Annotated in this window: 14 protein-coding genes; 3 read left to right on the top strand and 11 right to left on the bottom strand. The window is 58.6% G+C overall.

The window, feature by feature from the left end:
* Complete coding sequence (locus NIT7645_RS17725; RefSeq protein ID WP_008563420.1) at positions 1–909, bottom strand: MurR/RpiR family transcriptional regulator; 909 nt, start codon at positions 907–909, stop codon at positions 1–3.
* A gap of 104 nt (positions 910–1,013) precedes the next feature.
* Positions 1,014–4,976, bottom strand: a complete 3,963-nt coding sequence (locus tag NIT7645_RS17720) for a PEP/pyruvate-binding domain-containing protein (RefSeq protein WP_008563457.1) — start codon at positions 4,974–4,976, stop codon at positions 1,014–1,016.
* Between the two features lie 293 nt (positions 4,977–5,269).
* Here NIT7645_RS17720 and NIT7645_RS17715 point away from each other — a divergent pair, with 293 nt between their 5' ends.
* Together NIT7645_RS17715 and NIT7645_RS17710 are read left to right on the top strand one after the other, a co-directional pair.
* The gene (locus NIT7645_RS17715; RefSeq protein ID WP_008563469.1) at positions 5,270–6,151 is read left to right on the top strand and encodes a PhnD/SsuA/transferrin family substrate-binding protein; all 882 of its coding nucleotides are present in this window, start codon (positions 5,270–5,272) and stop codon (positions 6,149–6,151) included.
* A 21-nt stretch (positions 6,152–6,172) separates the two neighbouring features.
* Positions 6,173–8,455 (top strand): response regulator, encoded by a 2,283-nt coding sequence (locus tag NIT7645_RS17710; RefSeq protein ID WP_008563515.1) that lies wholly within the window; start codon positions 6,173–6,175, stop codon positions 8,453–8,455.
* 66 nt (positions 8,456–8,521) lie between these two features.
* Here NIT7645_RS17710 and NIT7645_RS17705 read toward each other — a convergent pair whose 3' ends face one another.
* The 3 genes from NIT7645_RS17705 to NIT7645_RS17695 are packed head-to-tail and all read right to left on the bottom strand — an operon-like array spanning position 8,522 to position 10,562.
* Complete coding sequence (locus NIT7645_RS17705; RefSeq protein WP_008563525.1) at positions 8,522–9,316, bottom strand: metal ABC transporter permease; 795 nt, start codon at positions 9,314–9,316, stop codon at positions 8,522–8,524.
* On the bottom strand, positions 9,313–10,083 hold the full coding sequence (locus NIT7645_RS17700) for an ATP-binding cassette domain-containing protein (RefSeq protein WP_008563518.1): 771 nt from the start codon (positions 10,081–10,083) through the stop codon (positions 9,313–9,315). Before NIT7645_RS17700 ends, NIT7645_RS17705 begins: the two co-directional genes overlap by 4 nt.
* Positions 10,080–10,562 (bottom strand): Fur family transcriptional regulator, encoded by a 483-nt coding sequence (locus tag NIT7645_RS17695; protein ID WP_008563511.1) that lies wholly within the window; start codon positions 10,560–10,562, stop codon positions 10,080–10,082. Before NIT7645_RS17695 ends, NIT7645_RS17700 begins: the two co-directional genes overlap by 4 nt.
* Before the next feature lie 94 nt (positions 10,563–10,656).
* Between NIT7645_RS17695 and NIT7645_RS17690 the strand changes: the two genes are divergently transcribed.
* On the top strand, positions 10,657–11,700 hold the full coding sequence (locus NIT7645_RS17690; protein ID WP_008563553.1) for a zinc ABC transporter substrate-binding protein: 1,044 nt from the start codon (positions 10,657–10,659) through the stop codon (positions 11,698–11,700).
* 32 nt (positions 11,701–11,732) lie between these two features.
* On the opposite strand, the gene NIT7645_RS17685 is transcribed toward NIT7645_RS17690, so the two are convergent.
* The 6 genes from NIT7645_RS17685 to NIT7645_RS17660 form a co-directional block, all read right to left on the bottom strand.
* Entirely contained in the window at positions 11,733–13,022 is a 1,290-nt protein-coding gene (locus tag NIT7645_RS17685) for an NAD(P)/FAD-dependent oxidoreductase (RefSeq protein WP_110732353.1), read from the bottom strand.
* A 119-nt stretch (positions 13,023–13,141) separates the two neighbouring features.
* Positions 13,142–14,251 (bottom strand): molybdenum ABC transporter ATP-binding protein, encoded by a 1,110-nt coding sequence (modC, locus tag NIT7645_RS17680; protein WP_008563354.1) that lies wholly within the window; start codon positions 14,249–14,251, stop codon positions 13,142–13,144.
* Positions 14,248–14,943 carry a molybdate ABC transporter permease subunit gene (gene modB / locus NIT7645_RS17675; RefSeq protein ID WP_008563543.1) on the bottom strand — a complete coding sequence of 232 codons (696 nt, stop codon included), beginning with the start codon at positions 14,941–14,943 and terminating at the stop codon, positions 14,248–14,250. Before modB ends, modC begins: the two co-directional genes overlap by 4 nt.
* A 9-nt stretch (positions 14,944–14,952) precedes the next feature.
* The gene (modA, locus tag NIT7645_RS17670; RefSeq protein ID WP_074964303.1) at positions 14,953–15,792 is read right to left on the bottom strand and encodes a molybdate ABC transporter substrate-binding protein; all 840 of its coding nucleotides are present in this window, start codon (positions 15,790–15,792) and stop codon (positions 14,953–14,955) included.
* A 152-nt stretch (positions 15,793–15,944) separates the two neighbouring features.
* A complete protein-coding gene (locus NIT7645_RS17665) occupies positions 15,945–16,499 on the bottom strand; it encodes a chemotaxis protein CheD (protein ID WP_037303182.1) in 555 nt (184 codons plus the stop codon).
* Between the two features lie 23 nt (positions 16,500–16,522).
* On the bottom strand, positions 16,523–17,467 hold the full coding sequence (locus NIT7645_RS17660) for a CheB methylesterase domain-containing protein (RefSeq protein WP_046212009.1): 945 nt from the start codon (positions 17,465–17,467) through the stop codon (positions 16,523–16,525).
* Between the last annotated feature and the right edge of the window lie 195 nt (positions 17,468–17,662).

Raw genomic sequence — 17,662 nt, 5'->3', positions numbered from 1 at the left:
CTATTTTGGCAGTTTTGGCAGCTTTCCCCCGCGCCAATAGGCGCCGGTGTCTTCGCGCAGCGCCTCATATTGGCGGATCCGATCCTGTGCGGCATCGCCGCCTGCATCCACGAGATGCGTAAGCAGGCAGTCCAGAACAGCCATCGCGCCGGCATATCCCCCAAATGGATGCAGCGCGTTATCCGCAACCTGCAACAGATGATCGGGGGTCAGACCGGGGGTAATCACCTCGCTGTCCGTAATGAGAACAAGCTGTGCACCGCGGGATTGCGCGAAATGCAGCGCCTGAAGGGTCTCGGCCGAATAGGGGGCAAAGGTCATCGCCACGAGACAATCGTATGGGCCGATGTCCATCATCTCGTCTACGGCTGTTCCCATGTGACGCGGCACCAGGTCCAGACCGGGCAGGGCCATGCGGCCTACGTAGTGAAAATAGTAAGCCAGCGCATAGCTGGCACGGGTCGCCGTGATATAGCAGCGCCGCGCCGAGGTGAGCGTGCGGCATATCTTGGCTGTACGCTCAGGCGTCATCAATCGCAGGGACCGGGCAACGATGTTGACTTCGTTTCGTGCGATGCGCCCGTGGCGCTCTGTGGCTTCGTGCTGTTCGAGCCGATCCAGCCATGCCAGCCCAAGACCGCCCTCGCGCTCGGTGGTGAGCGATGCGCGAAACGGCCCGCGCAACCCTTCAAAACCGTCAAACCCCAGATGAGAAGCCAGCCGCACAAGTGAGTTGGTACTGACGCCTGCCTTTTGTGCCGAGACGCGGATCGGGTCGAGACCAAAGTCACCGGGGTTGTCTATGATGTATTTCGCAGCCCCCGACAGGGCAGGGGGCAGATCAGCCATATCTGCCTTCAGCCGCTCCAGGAGGCGGGTCTTTTGTTTTGGGTCCGGGTTCTGCTCCATGCGGGGACTTCAAACATATGTGTGAGAAATCGCAAGATGGAACATCTGTTTTTCCGCCCCCATTGATGACCAACAGGGGCGGAACACCATCTTGTCATGAGGTCTCAGGCAGAGACCACCTGCAAGTCTTCCACGTCCGGCGCGGTGATAGAGCCATCGTCTGAGACCGTGACTTCATCACCATGGGTGAGTTGATCCAATCCCTTGCAGGCGACCAGCATCAAGATGTCCTTTTCGCGGGCAACAATCGCCATGTGGCTGAGCCATCCGCCAACTTCACTCAGGACTGCGCCAGAGCGCTGAACATAAGGCAGCCAGGCCGGGTTGATCATGCGGCAGGCAAGGATGTCGCCGTCCTGGAACCCGTCAAACACCTCAGGACCGATGGCGGTTTCATCCTCGACCCAGAAAATGCGGGCTTTCACGCTGCCGCTACCAGCCACGCATGTTCCGCCAAGTGATCCGTCGCCCGACCCCGCCTGAGCCCCAAGCGACAACAGTTCGCAGTCGCGCAGGGTCAAAGACACCTCGCTGGGAGCAGAGCGTTTGCGCAGGTCTTCGCGGTTTTTGCGGGCTTCGGCCTTGCTGCGCAGCGCTGCAAGCGCGTCCCAGTTGCCGGACAGGATTTCCTCCATCGTCAGGTAGAACACCAGATCATCAAGGCCGGTCGTTTCTGCCAGTCCCAAAAGCGCGCGGCGCAGTTCTGCAAGAACCCGCAGGGCTTCATGCTTGGCCTGCTCTTTCAGGTCCTGATAGGCGATGGCCAGTTCAACCGTTTCATGCAGGTCATCCGGCAAGTTGGCCGGGGTGTGGACACTGCCGCTGATTGGTTCCACCGCACTATCAAGAAGCGATGACAACAGTGCTGGTGCCTCGCTGTAGCGCGGCGCGCTCAGCTCGTAGTCAAAGATGGACCGGTGTCCCATCAGCGCCTGCGCACGTGCCTCGGCTGCTTCGCCCGTGCAGGACGACAGCAGGTTGGATGGCGCATGGGGCAGTTCAGCGTGCATCAGATGGGATCGGATCGCAGGATCCCCCGCTGCTGCCGTGCTGGCCTCCCCCATGGTAAAGCCTGCCAGAATGTTGACCTTTTCAGCCTCGACATAAATGTCGGTGACAAACATGTCGCGCAGCGTCTGAATGGCCTCCAGCTGTTTGGGCAAGGGCAGGGCGCGGTAGTCAACCGCCTGCCAAAAGGCCAGCTGATCGGTCAGCGCGGGCAGGGTTTCCCCCCGAAAGCGATCGATCATCGGGCGGGCCTGCTTGCGCAGCTGTTTGGCTTTGGCCGCCGTCAGCTTGAGCGTCATTTGATCTTTCAGCTGAACATCGACGTAGGTCTTGCCAAACAGGTTGACCAGATGGCCGGGGCGGTTTTCGGGCAGGTTGTAGGGGACAGACAAAGCCCGGCACGCGAGGTCGACACTGCCACCCGGTGCCCAGAGACTGCCCATCAGCGAGAACGACAGCGGGGTGGGGCGGGGCAGAACCTCGGACATTTCATCCTGCTCCAGAATGGTCTGGTCTGCGGTGGCGTCGCCATACTGATCGAGGAGATCGCGCCATTCTCTCAGACGGACCTGTTCGGCCTCGGAACCCAGCGTCAGGGTGGTGATGTCGCGGCTCTGGACGATCTGGAAGCGACCATTGGCATAGGCCCATTCCACGTCCTGCGGGCAGCCGAATGTGTCTTCGATCTGTTTACCAAGTGCCAAAAGCGGCGCCAGATCCAATGTCGTGTCCTGGGTTTCGTCCGCAGGCAAACCGGAATAGCGGCCAAAGCGGAGAGAGGTCGGGGTGACGCGGCCCGAAACCAGATCTTCGCCGCAGCCTTCGACCCATTCCACCATCGTCATTCCTGGCGCCATTGGGTCTTGAGTAAACAGAACACCGGCGTATTCGGCCTGCACCATTTCCTGAACCACGATATTGCCCTGATCGGCGCTGTCACCTTCACCCGAGTAGCTGGCAGCCCGTTCAGACGAGAAGCTCTGAACAACCTCATCCAAGGCAGAACGGATCGTGTCGGCCGTCACATCAAGCACGGATTCAAACACCCCGGCAAAGCTCTGGTCGGCGCCATCTTCATTAGAGGCCGAAGAGCGCACCGCAACGGGTTTGCCACCGGCAAGGGCGAAAACATGTGCCGCAAAGACGTCTTTCTGGGTGTCAGACATCGCTTTGTAGTCGTGAATCGCATCAGATCGCACAATGACGCCGCCAGGAACGGGCAGTCCCGCATTTTTCAGGATCGACAGGCGCAACGCCTTGTTGCCTGCTTGTTCCAGTTCCTCGGTATAGCCCATCGGGATCACGCCGCGCGGCAGTTTGGCAAGGCGGCGTTTGTGAGCACGCAAGGAGAGCGCGTCGCCCAGTTTGCGATGCAGACCCGTGACATACGCACGCTGGACCAGCAGCAAAGACAGGCTGAAGCAAAGATAGGCATTGGCGGCCCCTGTCAGGCTGAACACCATCGCAAACAATGCAGGCACGCCTAGGATCATCCACAACTGTTTCTGTCGCCGTGTTTTGGCAACAGCCCACAGGAGGTAAATCGCGGCCAATGCGCAAAACAGTGCGGGCATGATGAACAGCGGATCTGGCAAGCCCAGGTCGGCCATCCACAGGAATGGCGTCTGCAGGCTGGCGCTGGCCTCTTGTGCGGCTGACACACCCAGCATCATGACCGGCAGGAATAAAAGCGCGGTCAGGTTTTTCATCGGTGTCAGGCCTTTTTCGGCATAGAACGCCTGGACGGCGCGGGCCTTGCGCACCGGGTCATGGGCCAGCCGCTCTTTCAGTTCCTTCATTTCATCAGCTGTTTCACCAGTGATGATCTGGTCGCGCTCAGATTTAAGGGCGACCGGCAGGATCAGAATGCGGGTGATCAATGACAGGGCAAGCAATCCCCACAGAATATGGCTGCGCTCATGCACCCACAGGAGGCCAGCCGCGAGCGCAGAGATCGCCTTGTCCCACAGCCCGCTTTGTTGGTCGGCCAGCCAGGCCTGAACATGGGGTTTGGGTTTGGGGGCAACGAAGTATTCCCAAGGCAGAGTGTAGCGACCAAGGAAATCGATGCCCTGCTGCGACAACTCCAGCCCCAGAACCTGGCTCATGAAGCAGCTGCGCCGATCGTAGCAGGCTGCCAGAGTGGGCTTGTCGGGATCCAGCAGCGCAATCTGTGCCATCAGATCCTGCGTTGTCATCTTGCGGATCGGAATATTGATGGCGCCGGGCAGATGGCCAGAGGCGAAATCGCCGGGATACCGGGTGTCAACGATCTGCAGGTCTTCCGTGTTCAGAAGGTCTGTAAACTCGGCAGTGGTCAAAAGAGTGTCGCGGCCGGGGTATTCGGGAATCGCGCGCAGGTCGGAGAGGGTTTTGACATCCTTGTCAGAGAATTCGCGCCCTTCCACGATCCATTTCTCGATGCCGCCGGCAATAAAGCTGCAGTCGATGCCAAGCTTGGCCAATTCTGCACAGGTCTCAGAGCTGCGGTTGCCATTGTGGCAGAACAGAACGACCTTCTGACCGGGTTGAACCGGGCGGCTCTGGAGAAAGTCGGGAAAGCGGATGTGCGTGGACCCTGGCAGGGTTCCCATCGCATTCTCTCCGGTTTCGCGGATGTCGAAGAATACGGTCTCCCCATCCTCAAGGGCTGCAGCTGCGTCCTCTGTCGACATCGCGAGCGGATGGTCGGACTGTTTGGAGAAACTGGTCTCCTTCAGGGTAGCATCCTTGATCTTTGTGCCATCAAATTGCGCAGGCCGCACCAAAGTCGCCTGCAGCCTTGCCTGATCTGCCGCTTTCTGGGTGCTGAACTGCCAGTAGTTGAGGAACGCGAGCGCCAGGGCGAAAAGAACCAGACCGCTGATCAGCTTGACAGGATAGCGCCGCGCTTCGGCTCCTTTTTTGGGCTGGAAGCCCAGTTTGGTCGCCACGACAGCACCAAGACCCGAGACCATTGCGACGCCGACTGCGAGCACCTGCGAGAGAGAGGAGACAGAGCCGATGACAAGTTCGGGTGAGGGAATGGCCCAGGCCGCTCCGGGGGCGAGACAGCACACCGCGACGCAGGCCCATAGGGGGCAACGGAGGGGCTGGGAGGATCTATGAGTTTGTGTAAGCACGGAAGTTCCTGTCGGACTGAGGTCCGATCTTCAAATTTTTGACGAATTTTATAAAAAAGCGCTGAATTCGTTACTGAAACGTTAATTTTTATACAGTCTGCGGGCTACAGTCGTAAAATTCTTTGTACTATTCAGTAACGATTAACCGAATTTTCTTAATAATCAGGGCAGCATGTGGGCGGACTACCTTGTTTGAACAGTGACCCGGCCCCAGAAGGAGATCACCGGTGATGAAGAGTTTGAAGTCTGTTGGTTGCATTCTGCGCTTCGCAACGCCCGCTTTTGCGGTCGCCCTTGGATTGATGCTTGTGCTGGCGGCTCCCCGCGCTGCGCAGGCTGAAATCACGCTCACCTTCGGCACATATGCGGCTGATAAGCCGACTGTAACTGTCCGAAAATACATGCCTTTCCTGACCTTCCTGTCCAATCGCCTGGGAGAGGAGCTGGGCGAGAAGGTGACGATCCGGATGACCGTTGCCAAGGAATATGAAGAAGGGATCAATCAGCTCGCGGATGGCGAGGTGGATTTTGCCCGCTTTGGCCCGGCCTCTTACGTGCATGTGATGAAGAAGAACCCTGATGTCCAAATCGTCGCGATGGAATCGAAAAAGGGAGAGAAGCGGTTCAAGGGTGTGATCGTGGTTCATCAGGACAGCACGATCACGAAATTGTCAGATCTCGCCGGGTTGAGCTTTGCCTTTGGTGACGAACTCTCAACCATCGGCCGATATCTTGCCCAGAGCCATTTGTTGGAGGCGGGCATCACGAGCGAGGATCTGCATACCTTTGAATATCTGGGTCGTCACGACCTGGTGGGAGAGGCGGTTGGCGCTGGAAAGTTCACCGCAGGCGCATTGAAGGAAAGTACTTTTAAGAAGCTGGTTGCAAAGGGTGTGCCGATCCGCGTACTCGCCAGTTTTGACAACGTGACCAAGCCCTGGCTCGCGGCATCAGATTTGCCGGAACCCATTGTTCTCGCCATGCGCAAGATCATGTTGTCCTCTGAAAATGAAGAAATTGTTCGCAGGGTCTCCAAGAATGGCTTCCTTCACGGAACGGATGCCGATTACGATTTGATCCGTGATGCGATGGAGCAGAGCGAGGCGTTTTAGCGTCACGACTAAAGGACCCTTATGAAACGTACGGGCATTCTCTTTCAGATTGTTGCATCGCTGGCGCTGGCCGCGCTGCTGGTTGGCGTGGTGGTTGGCGATCTTGCACGCCGCTACGAAACGCGCAATCTGCAGGCCCAGCTGAAGGAACAGGCCGAGACGACAATCTCTCTCCTCAGCGGGCTGATGCTGGAATCGATCATCGTCGAAGATGTTCCGGTTCTGGAAACCGGCCTGAATGAGGCAATCGCCCGAAACCCCAAGCTGCTACATATCCAGATCCGCAGTGTGGATGACGTTGCGATTGCTGAGGCAGGCTCTGCCGAAGGCGTCGCAGAAGAGGATTTTGTCAGGTACGAAAGCCCGATCACGCTGGATGGGTTTGACTTTGGCCATATGGTGGTGAGCTGGTCGACACGCGAAGGCCAGTTGTTGGTTCAGGAAAAGGTGCGTCAGACAATCATGTGGACCGTCGTATCGGTCGCGGTTCTGTCGCTCTTGGTGCTGATCCTGGTTCATCAACTCACCCTGCGTCCCCTCCACATGATTCATCAGCGGATGTCGGATGCGATTGCAGGTATGGCCAGTCGGCGGGACCGTCTGCCTTGGTTTGCCTCGCGTGAGTTTCGCGCGTTGAACTTTTCTGTCGGTGTGCTTGAGGACACCTTTGAAGAGCGCGACGAACGCGAATTTGCACTGGAGGACGCCCGCAAAGCCGCCGACATCGCAAATCGCGCGAAATCAGAGTTCCTTGCCAACATGAGCCATGAGATCCGCACGCCGATGAACGGGGTGATCGGCATGGCTGAGCTCATCCTGGAAACGGATCTGGATGACGATCAGAAGATGTATGCGGAGACCATTTCCAAATCTGGCTCTGCTCTCCTGACGATCATCAACGACATTTTGAACTTCTCCAAGATCGAAGCAGGCAAGATGGAGCTTGACCGGGCTCCCTTCAATTTGCAGACGGCGATCGAGGATGTCGTCACATTGCTGTCGCCCAAGGCCGCGGAAAAGAATGTCGAGGTTACCCTCCGTTACGACCCCGGTCTGCCAGAATTTTTCGAAGGCGATGTGGGACGTATCCGGCAGATTTTGACAAACATTGCCGGAAATGCGGTCAAATTCACCTCGGCGGGATATGTCTACATCGAGGTGTCAGGCCACACCGCAGGCGGCTATAGTGATCTGCGCATCTCGGTAAAGGATACAGGCACGGGCATTCCTGCGGACCAGCTGAACAGTATCTTCAATGCGTTTGAACAGGTCGACGGTGCTGCGACACGCAACTTTGAAGGCACGGGTCTCGGGCTTGCGATCTCAACCCGTCTTCTTGGCATGATGGGCGGGACTGTCTCGGTGACATCGGTCCTCGGCGAGGGCTCCACCTTTACGGTCGAACTGCCATTGAAGGTGCGTGAGCATCAGCGACAGCCTAGGGTCGATGAGGTTTCGCTGGAAGGGTTGAACGTTCTGGTGGTCGATGATCTGGAACTGAACCGCATTATCCTGAACGAGCGGCTTGATACCTGGGGTGTCAACACTGTTGCGGTTGCCTCCGGTGACGCGGCACTGGAGACGCTGCTTGATGCCCGCCACGAAGGCCGCAGCTTTGACATTATTCTGCAGGATTTCCAGATGCCGGGAATGGACGGTCATGAACTGGCACGTCGCATCCGCGATATCCCTGAATATGTCGACCTGCCCATCGTGATCCTGTCGTCGGTGGAAAATACGATTGACCAATATACCCGCGAACGGCTGGGCCGGTGCGAGGTTGCACTGAAACCGGTGCGTGCGTCTCAGCTTCGTGCAGTGATGTCCAAGGCGCTGAACGGCGGGAGCCCCGCGAGACCCGGAAAGCTGAGCACAGCCGCGCGCGGTGCCGCCCCAGCACAGCCACAGCTGAAACTGCTGTTGGCAGAGGACAACAAAACCAATCAGCTTGTCGTCACCCGCATGCTCAAATCCGCGCCGATCGAGGTTATCGTTGCATCAAACGGCGAAGACGCGGTGGATCTGTTCAAGGCTCACAGGCCCGACATCGTTCTGATGGATATGATGATGCCGCAAAAGGACGGGATCGAGGCGACAGGTGATATCCGCGCCTTGGAGGCGAGCCGTAACTGGCCCCGCTGCCCTGTCGTTGCGCTGACGGCCAACGCGCTGCAATCCCACAAGGAGCAGTGCCTTGCTGCAGGCATGGACGATTTCCTCAGCAAACCGATAAAGAAGCAGGAGCTTCTGGATGCGGTGACCAAATGGGTCGATGTCGACCCGGTGCAAATGACCGGAACCTGACAGGGTTGGCTGTGACAGCCTGCTTTCCTGCGCCGAAGTGACGGCCTTCTGGAAATCGCGGTCTCTCTAGGTGCGCCGGATTAGCTGGTGCAGGTTGGACAGGGCGAACAGAACGGCTGCAAGGCAGACGATCGTCGGACCGGTTGGGGTGTCAAAACTAAACGCAAGCTGTAGCCCACCGATCGCCGATACCGCGCCGATGACTGCGGCAATCAGCGTCATGCGTTCTGGTGTTTTGGCAAATGGCCGGGCCGTGGCGGCGGGAATGATAAGAAGCGCAGCAATCAGCAGAACGCCAACGACCTTGATGGCGACTGCGACAACAACCGACAGCGCGAGGGTCAGGATCAACTGTTCCCGGCGCGGGTCAATCCCGGCCGCATGCGCCAGATCGGCATTGAGCGTGGACGTCAAAAGCGCAGACCAGCGCCACCACAACAGTGCGATGACCATCGCGGCCCCACCCCAGATGATCAGCAAATCTGTCTGGCTGACGGCAAGGATATCACCGAAAAGATACGCCATCAGATCAAGACGCACGCCGCTGAGAAATGAAACAGCAACCAGCCCGAAGGCCAGCGAAGAATGGGCCAGAACACCAAGCAGCGTATCGACGGCATAGCCCCTTCCGCTGAGGCTGGAAACGGTGCTGCCCATTGCCAGTGCCATCACCAGAACGCCCGCAAACACCGAGGTATCAAAGCTCAGGGCCAGCGCGACGCCCAGGATTGAGGCATGTGCAGTGGCGTCACCAAAATACGCCATCCGGCGCCAAACCACGAAACAGCCCAACGGTGCCGCGGCCAGTGCGACACCCACCCCCGCCAGCGCAGCGCGGATCAAAAACGCATCAAAGATCATTGGCTTTCGGTCTCTTTCGCGGGCTGCGGGTCGTGGGCGTGATCGTGTCCGCAACTGTGGTCATGGGAATGGGTGTGTTCATGTCTGTAAAGCGCGAGCGCGCCTTGGGTGCCCGAGCCAAAGAGTGCGCGGTATTCCGGAGCAGAAGCCACCTGTTCCGGCGCGCCTTCACAACAGATATGACCGTTGAGGCAGATCACCCGATCAGAGGCCGCCATGACGACATGCAATTCGTGGCTGACCATCAAAATGGCGCAGCCGAGCTCCTGGCGGAGCTTTTCGATCTGTTGATAAAAGGCTGCTGATCCCGGCTGATCGAGGCCCTGTGTCGCCTCATCCAGGATGAGCAGTTGCGGGTTGCACAAAAGCGCACGGGCCAGAAGGACCCGCTGAAATTGACCTCCGGACAGGCCGGTCATCTGTCGTTGCATCAGCTGGCCCGCACCTGCCTGCTCTAGCGCGCGTTTTGCTGCCTCGTCGTGAACAGCGACTGGCAGGCTGAGAAAACGGCGCACTGTTAGCGGCAGGGTCGGGTCGATATGCAATTTCTGCGGCACATACCCGATGCGCAGATCCGGCGCCTTGTTGAGCGCGCCCTGGCTGGGGCGCAGAGCACCGATAATGGTGCGCAAAAGCGTGGATTTACCGGAGCCGTTTGGTCCGACGACCGTCACGATCTCTCCTGGACTGATGGCAAAGTTGACGTTGCGCAGAACCGGGTTGGCATTATGGGCGACAGTCACGTTCGACAGCGTGACAAGGTTCATGCCGCGCCCCCTGGCTGGCATTTGGGGCAGAGCCCTTCGGCCTCCATCACGGTGCGCTCAATCTGAAAGCCGACTTCGCGGGCCGCCTCGCCAAGGCGGCCTTGGGTGGCTTCGGCAGGGGCTTCTGCGACGGCGTTACACTCGCGGCAGATCATGAACAATGGGGCATGTCGTTCGCCCGGATGACAGCAGGCGACAAAGGCGTTCAGTCGTTCGATTTTGTGGACAAACCCGTTTTTTACAAGAAAATCCAATGCTCTGTACGCAATCGGTGGCTGGGATCCAAATCCTTCTTTGCGCAAGACATCAAGAAGATCATAGGCCCCCAGTGCACGATGGGCCTCAAGTAGGATTTCCAGAACACGTCGGCGCACGGGGGTAAACTGCAGGCCGTTGGCACGGCAATGGGCATCCGCAACTGCGATCCCGTCGCTGATGCAGTGGCTGTGGTCATGCGCGTCAAAGCCGATGGGATCCATGTTGTGCTCCGGTGTGAGTCTCGTAAGGGACTTGATATGTAATGTTATGACGTTTATCAACCACTGCAATGTTATAAGATTACATAGGTGAGATATGACCAAAATCATCAGAGCCGCAGGCCTGACCGCGGTTGGTTGGGCGATGACCGGGCTAGCCTGGGCTGATGTTCCGTCGGTTGCCACAGACATTTCCCCTGTTCACGGGTTGGTCGCGCGTGTCATGCAGGGTGTCGGACAGCCCGATCTCGTCGTTCCCCCCGGCGCGTCCCCGCATAGCCATTCGATGCGCCCCTCAGAGGCCAAGGCACTGAACCGGGCTGATGTGGTGTTCTGGATCGGGCCCGAGCTGACGCCGTGGCTTGAGGGACCGATTTCTACCCTTGCGTCCAAGGCGGTTGTCGTGCCCCTTCTGACGACAGAAGGAACGCAAACGCTGGTGATACGCGATGCCGTGCAGTTCACCCTTTCCGGCGATGCACACCACGATGACGATCATCATGATGACCACGGCCATGACAGTCATGGCCATGACGAAGGCGGCCATGATGAGCATCATGATGATCATGCGGACCATCACGATGAAGATCATGACACTCACGACGATCATGGTCATGCGCATGAAGCAGGAAGTCTGGATCCCCACGCTTGGCTGATGGCCGAGAACGGTTTGGCATGGCTGGATGTCATTGCCGATGTTTTGGCTGAAAAAGATCCGGAAAATGCAGGGTTGTACCGTGACAACGCCAAGGCGGGGCAGGCGGAGATCATTGCTGCGGCCGCGCAGATCAAATCAGACCTGGAGTCTGTGCGCGACAAGCCATTTGTCGTGTTCCACGATGCCTATCAGTATTTCGAAACCGGATTTGGTTTGCCCGCGGCCGGCGCGATATCCTTGTCTGACGCGTCAGACCCTAGCCCGGCCCGCATTGCTGAGATCCGCGACGTGGTTACGGACCAGCATGTGACATGCGTCTTGTCAGAGCCGCAGTTCAATCCGGGCCTTGTTGCCACGGTTCTTGATGGGACTGATGCGGGAACCGCCGTCGTCGATCCGCTTGGCGTCGCGCTGGAGCCGGGACCGGGGTTTTACACGGATCTTTTGGCCAGCATTGCCAATGCCATTGCGGATTGCAAATAAGATACGCAAATAAGATACAGGTGGCGGGGCCGTCAGCGGGCCCCGCGATCAGCAAGCAGATGGACAAGCGTTGCACCGGTTTCGTAGTAGGTGCTGCGCAATCGAGCAAAGGGCAGGCTGTGGTCGCGGCTGACCGGAACGGGCAGGGCTGTGTGATCGCCGCTCAGCAGGGCCTCTGCCATTTGACGGCCAAACACCGTTCCGGGCCCGATGCCGCGACCTGAGTATCCAAAACAGGCATACCCTTGGCCAAGATCGAGAATCTTGGGGATATGCTCGCTGGTCATTGCGATCCGCCCGGCCCATTGCGCTTCAAATGGTTGATCTGCGAGGGATGGGAACATCTGACCCAGCTTGCGGCGCAGCCAGTTGATATGAACGGCGCTGCCGACATGGGAAAGCGCGCCCATGGCCCCGATGATGAGGCGCCCCGCCCGGTCACGTCGCCAGGACGACATCACAAGCCCGGTGTCCCAGCAGCCCTCTGATCCCGAAAGGATCTGGTCGCCGAGGTGATCTGGCAATGGCGCGGTTGCCGCCTGAAAATAACTGACCGGGATCGTTGCAGGGGCGGCATATCCTTTGATCGGCAGGGGATAGGCATTGGTCGCCATTATCAGATGACGCGCCCGCACTGCGCCCGTTGCGGTTTTCACCAGCCACCCTCGCGGGCCCTGCCCATTGTGGGAGATCTCGGTTGCGGCAGATTTTGCGTGCAGTTTTGCACCCTGTGCGACCGCCGCGCGGGCAAGCCCGACGGCATAGGCATAGGGTTGGATCGTTCCCGCGCGGGGATCAAACAGCGCCCCGTGCACCTGATCGCTGCCAACCCGTTCGCGGGCTTCCTCTGCCGAAATAAGCGCAACCGGTGCACCTATCGCAGTGAGCTGGGCGTGGCGCATCTGCAAATCCTGCAGGCCGCTTGGCGCATGGGCGCAATGCAGCGTTCCGTTGTGGGTCGGCTCGCAGTTGATCTGGTGGGCACTGATGATGTCGAAAACAATTGACGGTGCTGCTGCGAGGGTCTGGGACAGGTGGGCGCCATCCTTTTGTCCAAGGAGCGCGTCGATCTGCTTTGGTGGCAACCACAGTCCGGCGTTGACCAGGCCAACATTGCGACCGGAGCCACCCGCACCAAAGGTATCTGCCTCAAGCAGGCAGACCTCGGCGCCAAGTTCGGCAGCCCGCAATGCCGCAGAACAGCCAGTATAACCGCCGCCAATGATCACCAGATCTGCCTCCACCTCGCCAAGCAACGGTGGGGCCTGAACTGTTTCCTGTGCTGTTTGGTGCCAGAGCGTTTGCGGAAGATCAGCGGTGATACTCATGTCGTGCTACCGGTTTGATGGTTCAGATCAGATCAATACAACGGCAGTAGCGTAGACCGCGGGATCTGCCGAGAAAAATATGATCAAACGCCTTCGCAGAATTGGAATTTCCCTTATCCTGATGGTGTCTGTGCGGAAGGCGCACCAATGCCGACATCTTCACGCGCGACCGAAACAGATTTCACGATTGCATGGCATTCAACCCCGACTGCGAGGCCAAGGGCCTCTGCAGAGCGACGGGTGATCCGGGCGAGAACAGGACCAGCGGCGCTTTGAAGAGACACCATCATGCCAGGCCCACCCCCGCTGTGCAGTGCAGTGACCCGGCCCGGGATGATATTCAGGGCAGACAAACCTTCCGGGCGGGAGCGGGAAAGGATGACATCATGTGCGGCGATCCTGAGACGCAGGCTTTGCCCAAGGGGTTGGTCGTGGCCGGGCAGGAACAGCGCAATGCCCCCTGCTGACAGTTCGCTCAGCCCGTCCGGGTGGTGTTTTGTCACCTGTGCCTGGATCAAGGCACCCGCAGCGCGCACACCCGTCGGCAGCACTTCTGGATCGCCAAGCACCTGATCCGCCGGGCCGGACTTCAGGCACCGCCCGTTTTGCAGCACCACCACAGTCGTTGCCAGGCGGGCGACTTCGGCGACAGAGTGTGTGACGTACAAAATAGGGATCTCGATCTCGTCCCGGAGCCGTTCGAGATAGGGCAAAATCTCCGCTTTGCGCGCATCATCCAGCGCAGCGAGCGGCTCGTCCGCGAGGATCAGTTCGGGCGAGGACAGTAGCGCCCGACCGATAGCGACCCGTTGCTTTTCCCCGCCAGACAGGTTGATCGGTGCCCGATCCAAAAGGTGGCCGATACCGAGAAGGTCCACAACCCTATCAAAGGACGCAGCAGGTTTCTTCCCCCGGGCAAACCGCTGTCCGTAGGTCAGGTTTTTCGCGACGCTCAGATGTGGAAACAGCCGTGCGTCCTGAAAGATATAGCCGATCCGACGTTTGTGCGTGGGCAGGTCGATCCCGGCATTGCTGTCAAACAGAACCCTCTCGCCCAACCGGATCTGCCCTGAGTCAGGTCGCAACAACCCAGCAACGGCATTGGTCACGGTGGTTTTCCCGGCCCCCGAGCGGCCAAACAGCACGGTAACACCGCGTGGTGCGTCAAAGGAAAGATCAAGCGCAAAACTGCCAAGGTTATGACGGATGTCGAGTGTGATCATGGCGTACCCCGCACCCGTTTGGCGATCCTCTGGGACAGCCATTCCGACAAAATCAATGCGCTCATGGCGATGCAGATTGAGACGATGACCAGCCGTATGGCCGCGCTTTCGCCGCCCGGGACCTGAAGGAAGGCATAGATGGCCGACGGCAACGTTCGGGTCTGGCCGGGGATATTGGCGACAAAGGTGATGGTTGCGCCGAACTCTCCCATCGCCTTGGCAAAGCACAGCACCATGCCCGCCAGAATACCGGGCAGGATCAGCGGCAAGGTAACGGTTGCAAAAACCCAGAACCGTGACGCTCCCAGGGTGGCGGCGGCCTGCTCCAACTTGGGATCCACCGCTTCAACCGAAAGGCGCATGGCCCGCACCATCAACGGGAAACCCATCACTGCAGCCGCCAGTGCGGCGCCTGTCCAGCGAAAGGCCAACACGATACCAAACGGTTGCAGCAAAGCGCCAACAGGACCGTTGGGTCCAAATCCCACCAATAAGATATACCCGGTGACAACAGGAGGTAGGATCAATGGAAGGTGGACCAGACCGTTCAAGAGGGCCTTGCCGCGAAACGACCACCGAGCCAGCGCAACAGCGGTCAACAGGCCCAAGGGTAGGGACAGAAGGGTCGCCCAAAACGACACTTTCAGCGACAGCGCGACCGCCTGCCATTCCTCCGGCCCAAGCCACTGCATCTTTTTGGATCACTCCGTTAGAACGTCGAAACCTTGCCCGACAAAAATGGCCTGTGCAATCTCACCCTGCAAAAAGCTGAGAAAGGCAAGGCTTGCTTGCTGCTGCCCGGTGGTGGTCGCCGCGGCAGGGTAGATGATCGGCGGATGGCTCTCCCTTGGCAGTTGGTCGAGGATCTGCACCAGTGCGCTCGCTTTTGCGTCGGTCTCATAGACGATACCAAGCGGCGCGGCGCCTTGCGCGACCAGCGTCAGGGCCGACTGAACATTGTCTGTTTGCGCAATATGTGGGGAAAAATCATCCCACAAATCAAGTGTTTGAAGCGCAGCTTTGCCGTAGATCCCAGCCGGGACCGCGTCGATCAGCGCCATCGCGAGTGGGCCATCTGACAGGACAGCCAACAGCCCGGCCTTGTCTGACAGGTCGAGTGTTTCGACTGCGTCAACGGGCGCGATCAGAACAAGTCGGTTCGACAGCAGATCAACCCGGCTCTGCGGAACGATCAGCTCTTTTTCCTCGGCCCAGTCCATCCATGCGCTGTTGGCCGAGATGAACACGTCAGCGGGTGCACCGTATTGCAGCTGCCGGGCAAGGAGCGAGGATCCAGCGAGAGACAAATCCGCCTTGATCCCGGTGGCGCGTTCAAATTCTTCCGTGATCTCACCGAGCGCCTTACCAAGGCTTGCAGCCGCAAAAATAGTTATTCTGTCCGGACCTTGGGCTGTCGCCTGTTGCGGGGAAAGCAGCGCAAGTCCAATGGCGACCGCGATCCCCGATGCACGACGCACAAGACCCCTTCTGGCGACGGCAAGGACGCGCTGGATCTGTTGCAACAAGGGCCGTAGTTTCAAGGGTTTGCTCCTCTGGCAGCGACAGCTGTCAGATTAGGTGGCAATGGGAGCGGATCACAAGGGGGACGGTATGATTTGCGGGAGCCTGCAAAAAACGGGCCCGAACCTTGTTCGGACCCGCTCCAGAAAGAGGCGCATGGTGACGCCGCCTATCAGAAAAGGGTAACAGCTCCCGCATCTGCGGCTTGCTGTGGGGGCGGAACCGGCTTGGCTGCCGCGCGTTCGACTTCGCCCAGTCGGCGATCGTCCTTCACTTGGGTCTGCTGGGCAGCGCCTGTGGTCGGATGGAACCGGACACGCCGTGCAGATGTTCCGCCGACACTGGAGGAAATAACCGGGATGCCCTCATCACGGAGAAAGCGCTGCACAAAGTCAGCATTTGAGGCACCAATATCGGATAGGTTGGCCGACATCTTGGCGCCGCCAAAAACCTTGGCTTTCAGATTTTCGCGGCGCGCCCCTTTTTTCATGATCCCGTTGATCAACAGTTCCATTGCATGGATACCATAGCGGGCATTCACGCTGTCGCTGGCGGTGGAGGAGGCCAGAAGAAAATGGTTCATTCCCCCGACGCCGACCTGGTCATCATAAATACATGCCGCAATGCACGACCCCAATACGGTGGAAAACACCACCGTTGGAGAGGTAGAAACACGATATTCGCCCTGAAGAACGGTCACCGTCGAAGAGTTAGCGAAGACGCTCAAGGTGGTTTCCTTCCCAATTAGTCTCAGGTTTTGCAGGCCTGAATGAGTGTTCCGGCCATACGCGCAAGCGAGACCTGTTGTTGCGCGCCGCCCATTTCCCAGGCGACACGTGGCATGCCGTAGACAACGCTGCTTTTTTCATCCTGCGCAAAGGTCTTGGCACCGGCTCTGCGCAGCTCCAGCAGCCCTTGTGCTCCATCTTGGCCCATACCGGTTAAGATTGTCGCAACAACATGTTTTGCCATCGGGACTGCGGACATAAAAAGTGCATCGACAGATGGCATATGCCCAGAAATGGGTGGGCCATCCTTAAAGCGGGTGCGCAATGGTTTGCGGGGGGTCAGCCCCATGTGGCGCGGCTGCCCTGCGGCCACATAGACATTGCCGGGCGCGATGGTCATGCCATCTTCTGCGGCGCTGACTTTGGCAGGGCAGACCCGGTCCAGAAGAGACACCAATCCGCGGCCAAAGTTCTTGCCGGTGTGCTGCACAATCAGTGTTGGTGGGCAATTGATCGGAAAGCCAACGAGCACGCTGCGCAGGGCTTCCACACCGCCGGTAGAAGACCCGATCAGGATGATTTTGTCACTGCCGGGTGCCGCGTTCGCCGAACCGGACGCAGATTTGTTCATTGTGGCGGGTTGGTTGCGCCGTGGCGCCCGCACCATCATGTCAAAATACTGAGAAAAGGCGCGGGGGTGATCCGATTTGGTCAGCTCGAAGATACCTGCGCCCACGTCCAACAGCGGCGAAGATCTCCGCGCGGGTGTAGAGGTTTGATTGTCCATGACAGACACCCAGCGGATGTCCAGCGCCGAGAACAGCGCCATCATCATTTCAAATTCGGGAAGTTTCGTGAAACCGTCTTCGACAAATGCAAACTTGGGCTGGCCGGCTTCGGCCTGATTGTAGGCCATCATCAGATTGTTGGCCAAAAGCACCTGCATACCAGGGTAAGTGGCCTCCATATGCTGTTGCAAAGTCTGCGCAAAACGCCGGTCCGTGGTGATGATCAAAAGGCTCTGTGACAATGTTCATTCCGCTTGTTGCGTTCGGACAAGGGCCGAAAGGTTTCGAATGGGTGCATCCGCGCCGCTGGGGCGCGAATGCGCGAGGCTGGATCAGAAATCCTGCCAGATGTCTTTTGCTGCGTTGCCGTCAAA

The organism is Phaeobacter italicus (genome assembly GCF_001258055.1).
Classification (GTDB): Bacteria; Pseudomonadota; Alphaproteobacteria; order Rhodobacterales; family Rhodobacteraceae; genus Phaeobacter; species Phaeobacter italicus.
Note: the sequence above shows the minus strand (reverse complement) of the source record. Positions and strands in the feature narration are given on the sequence as shown.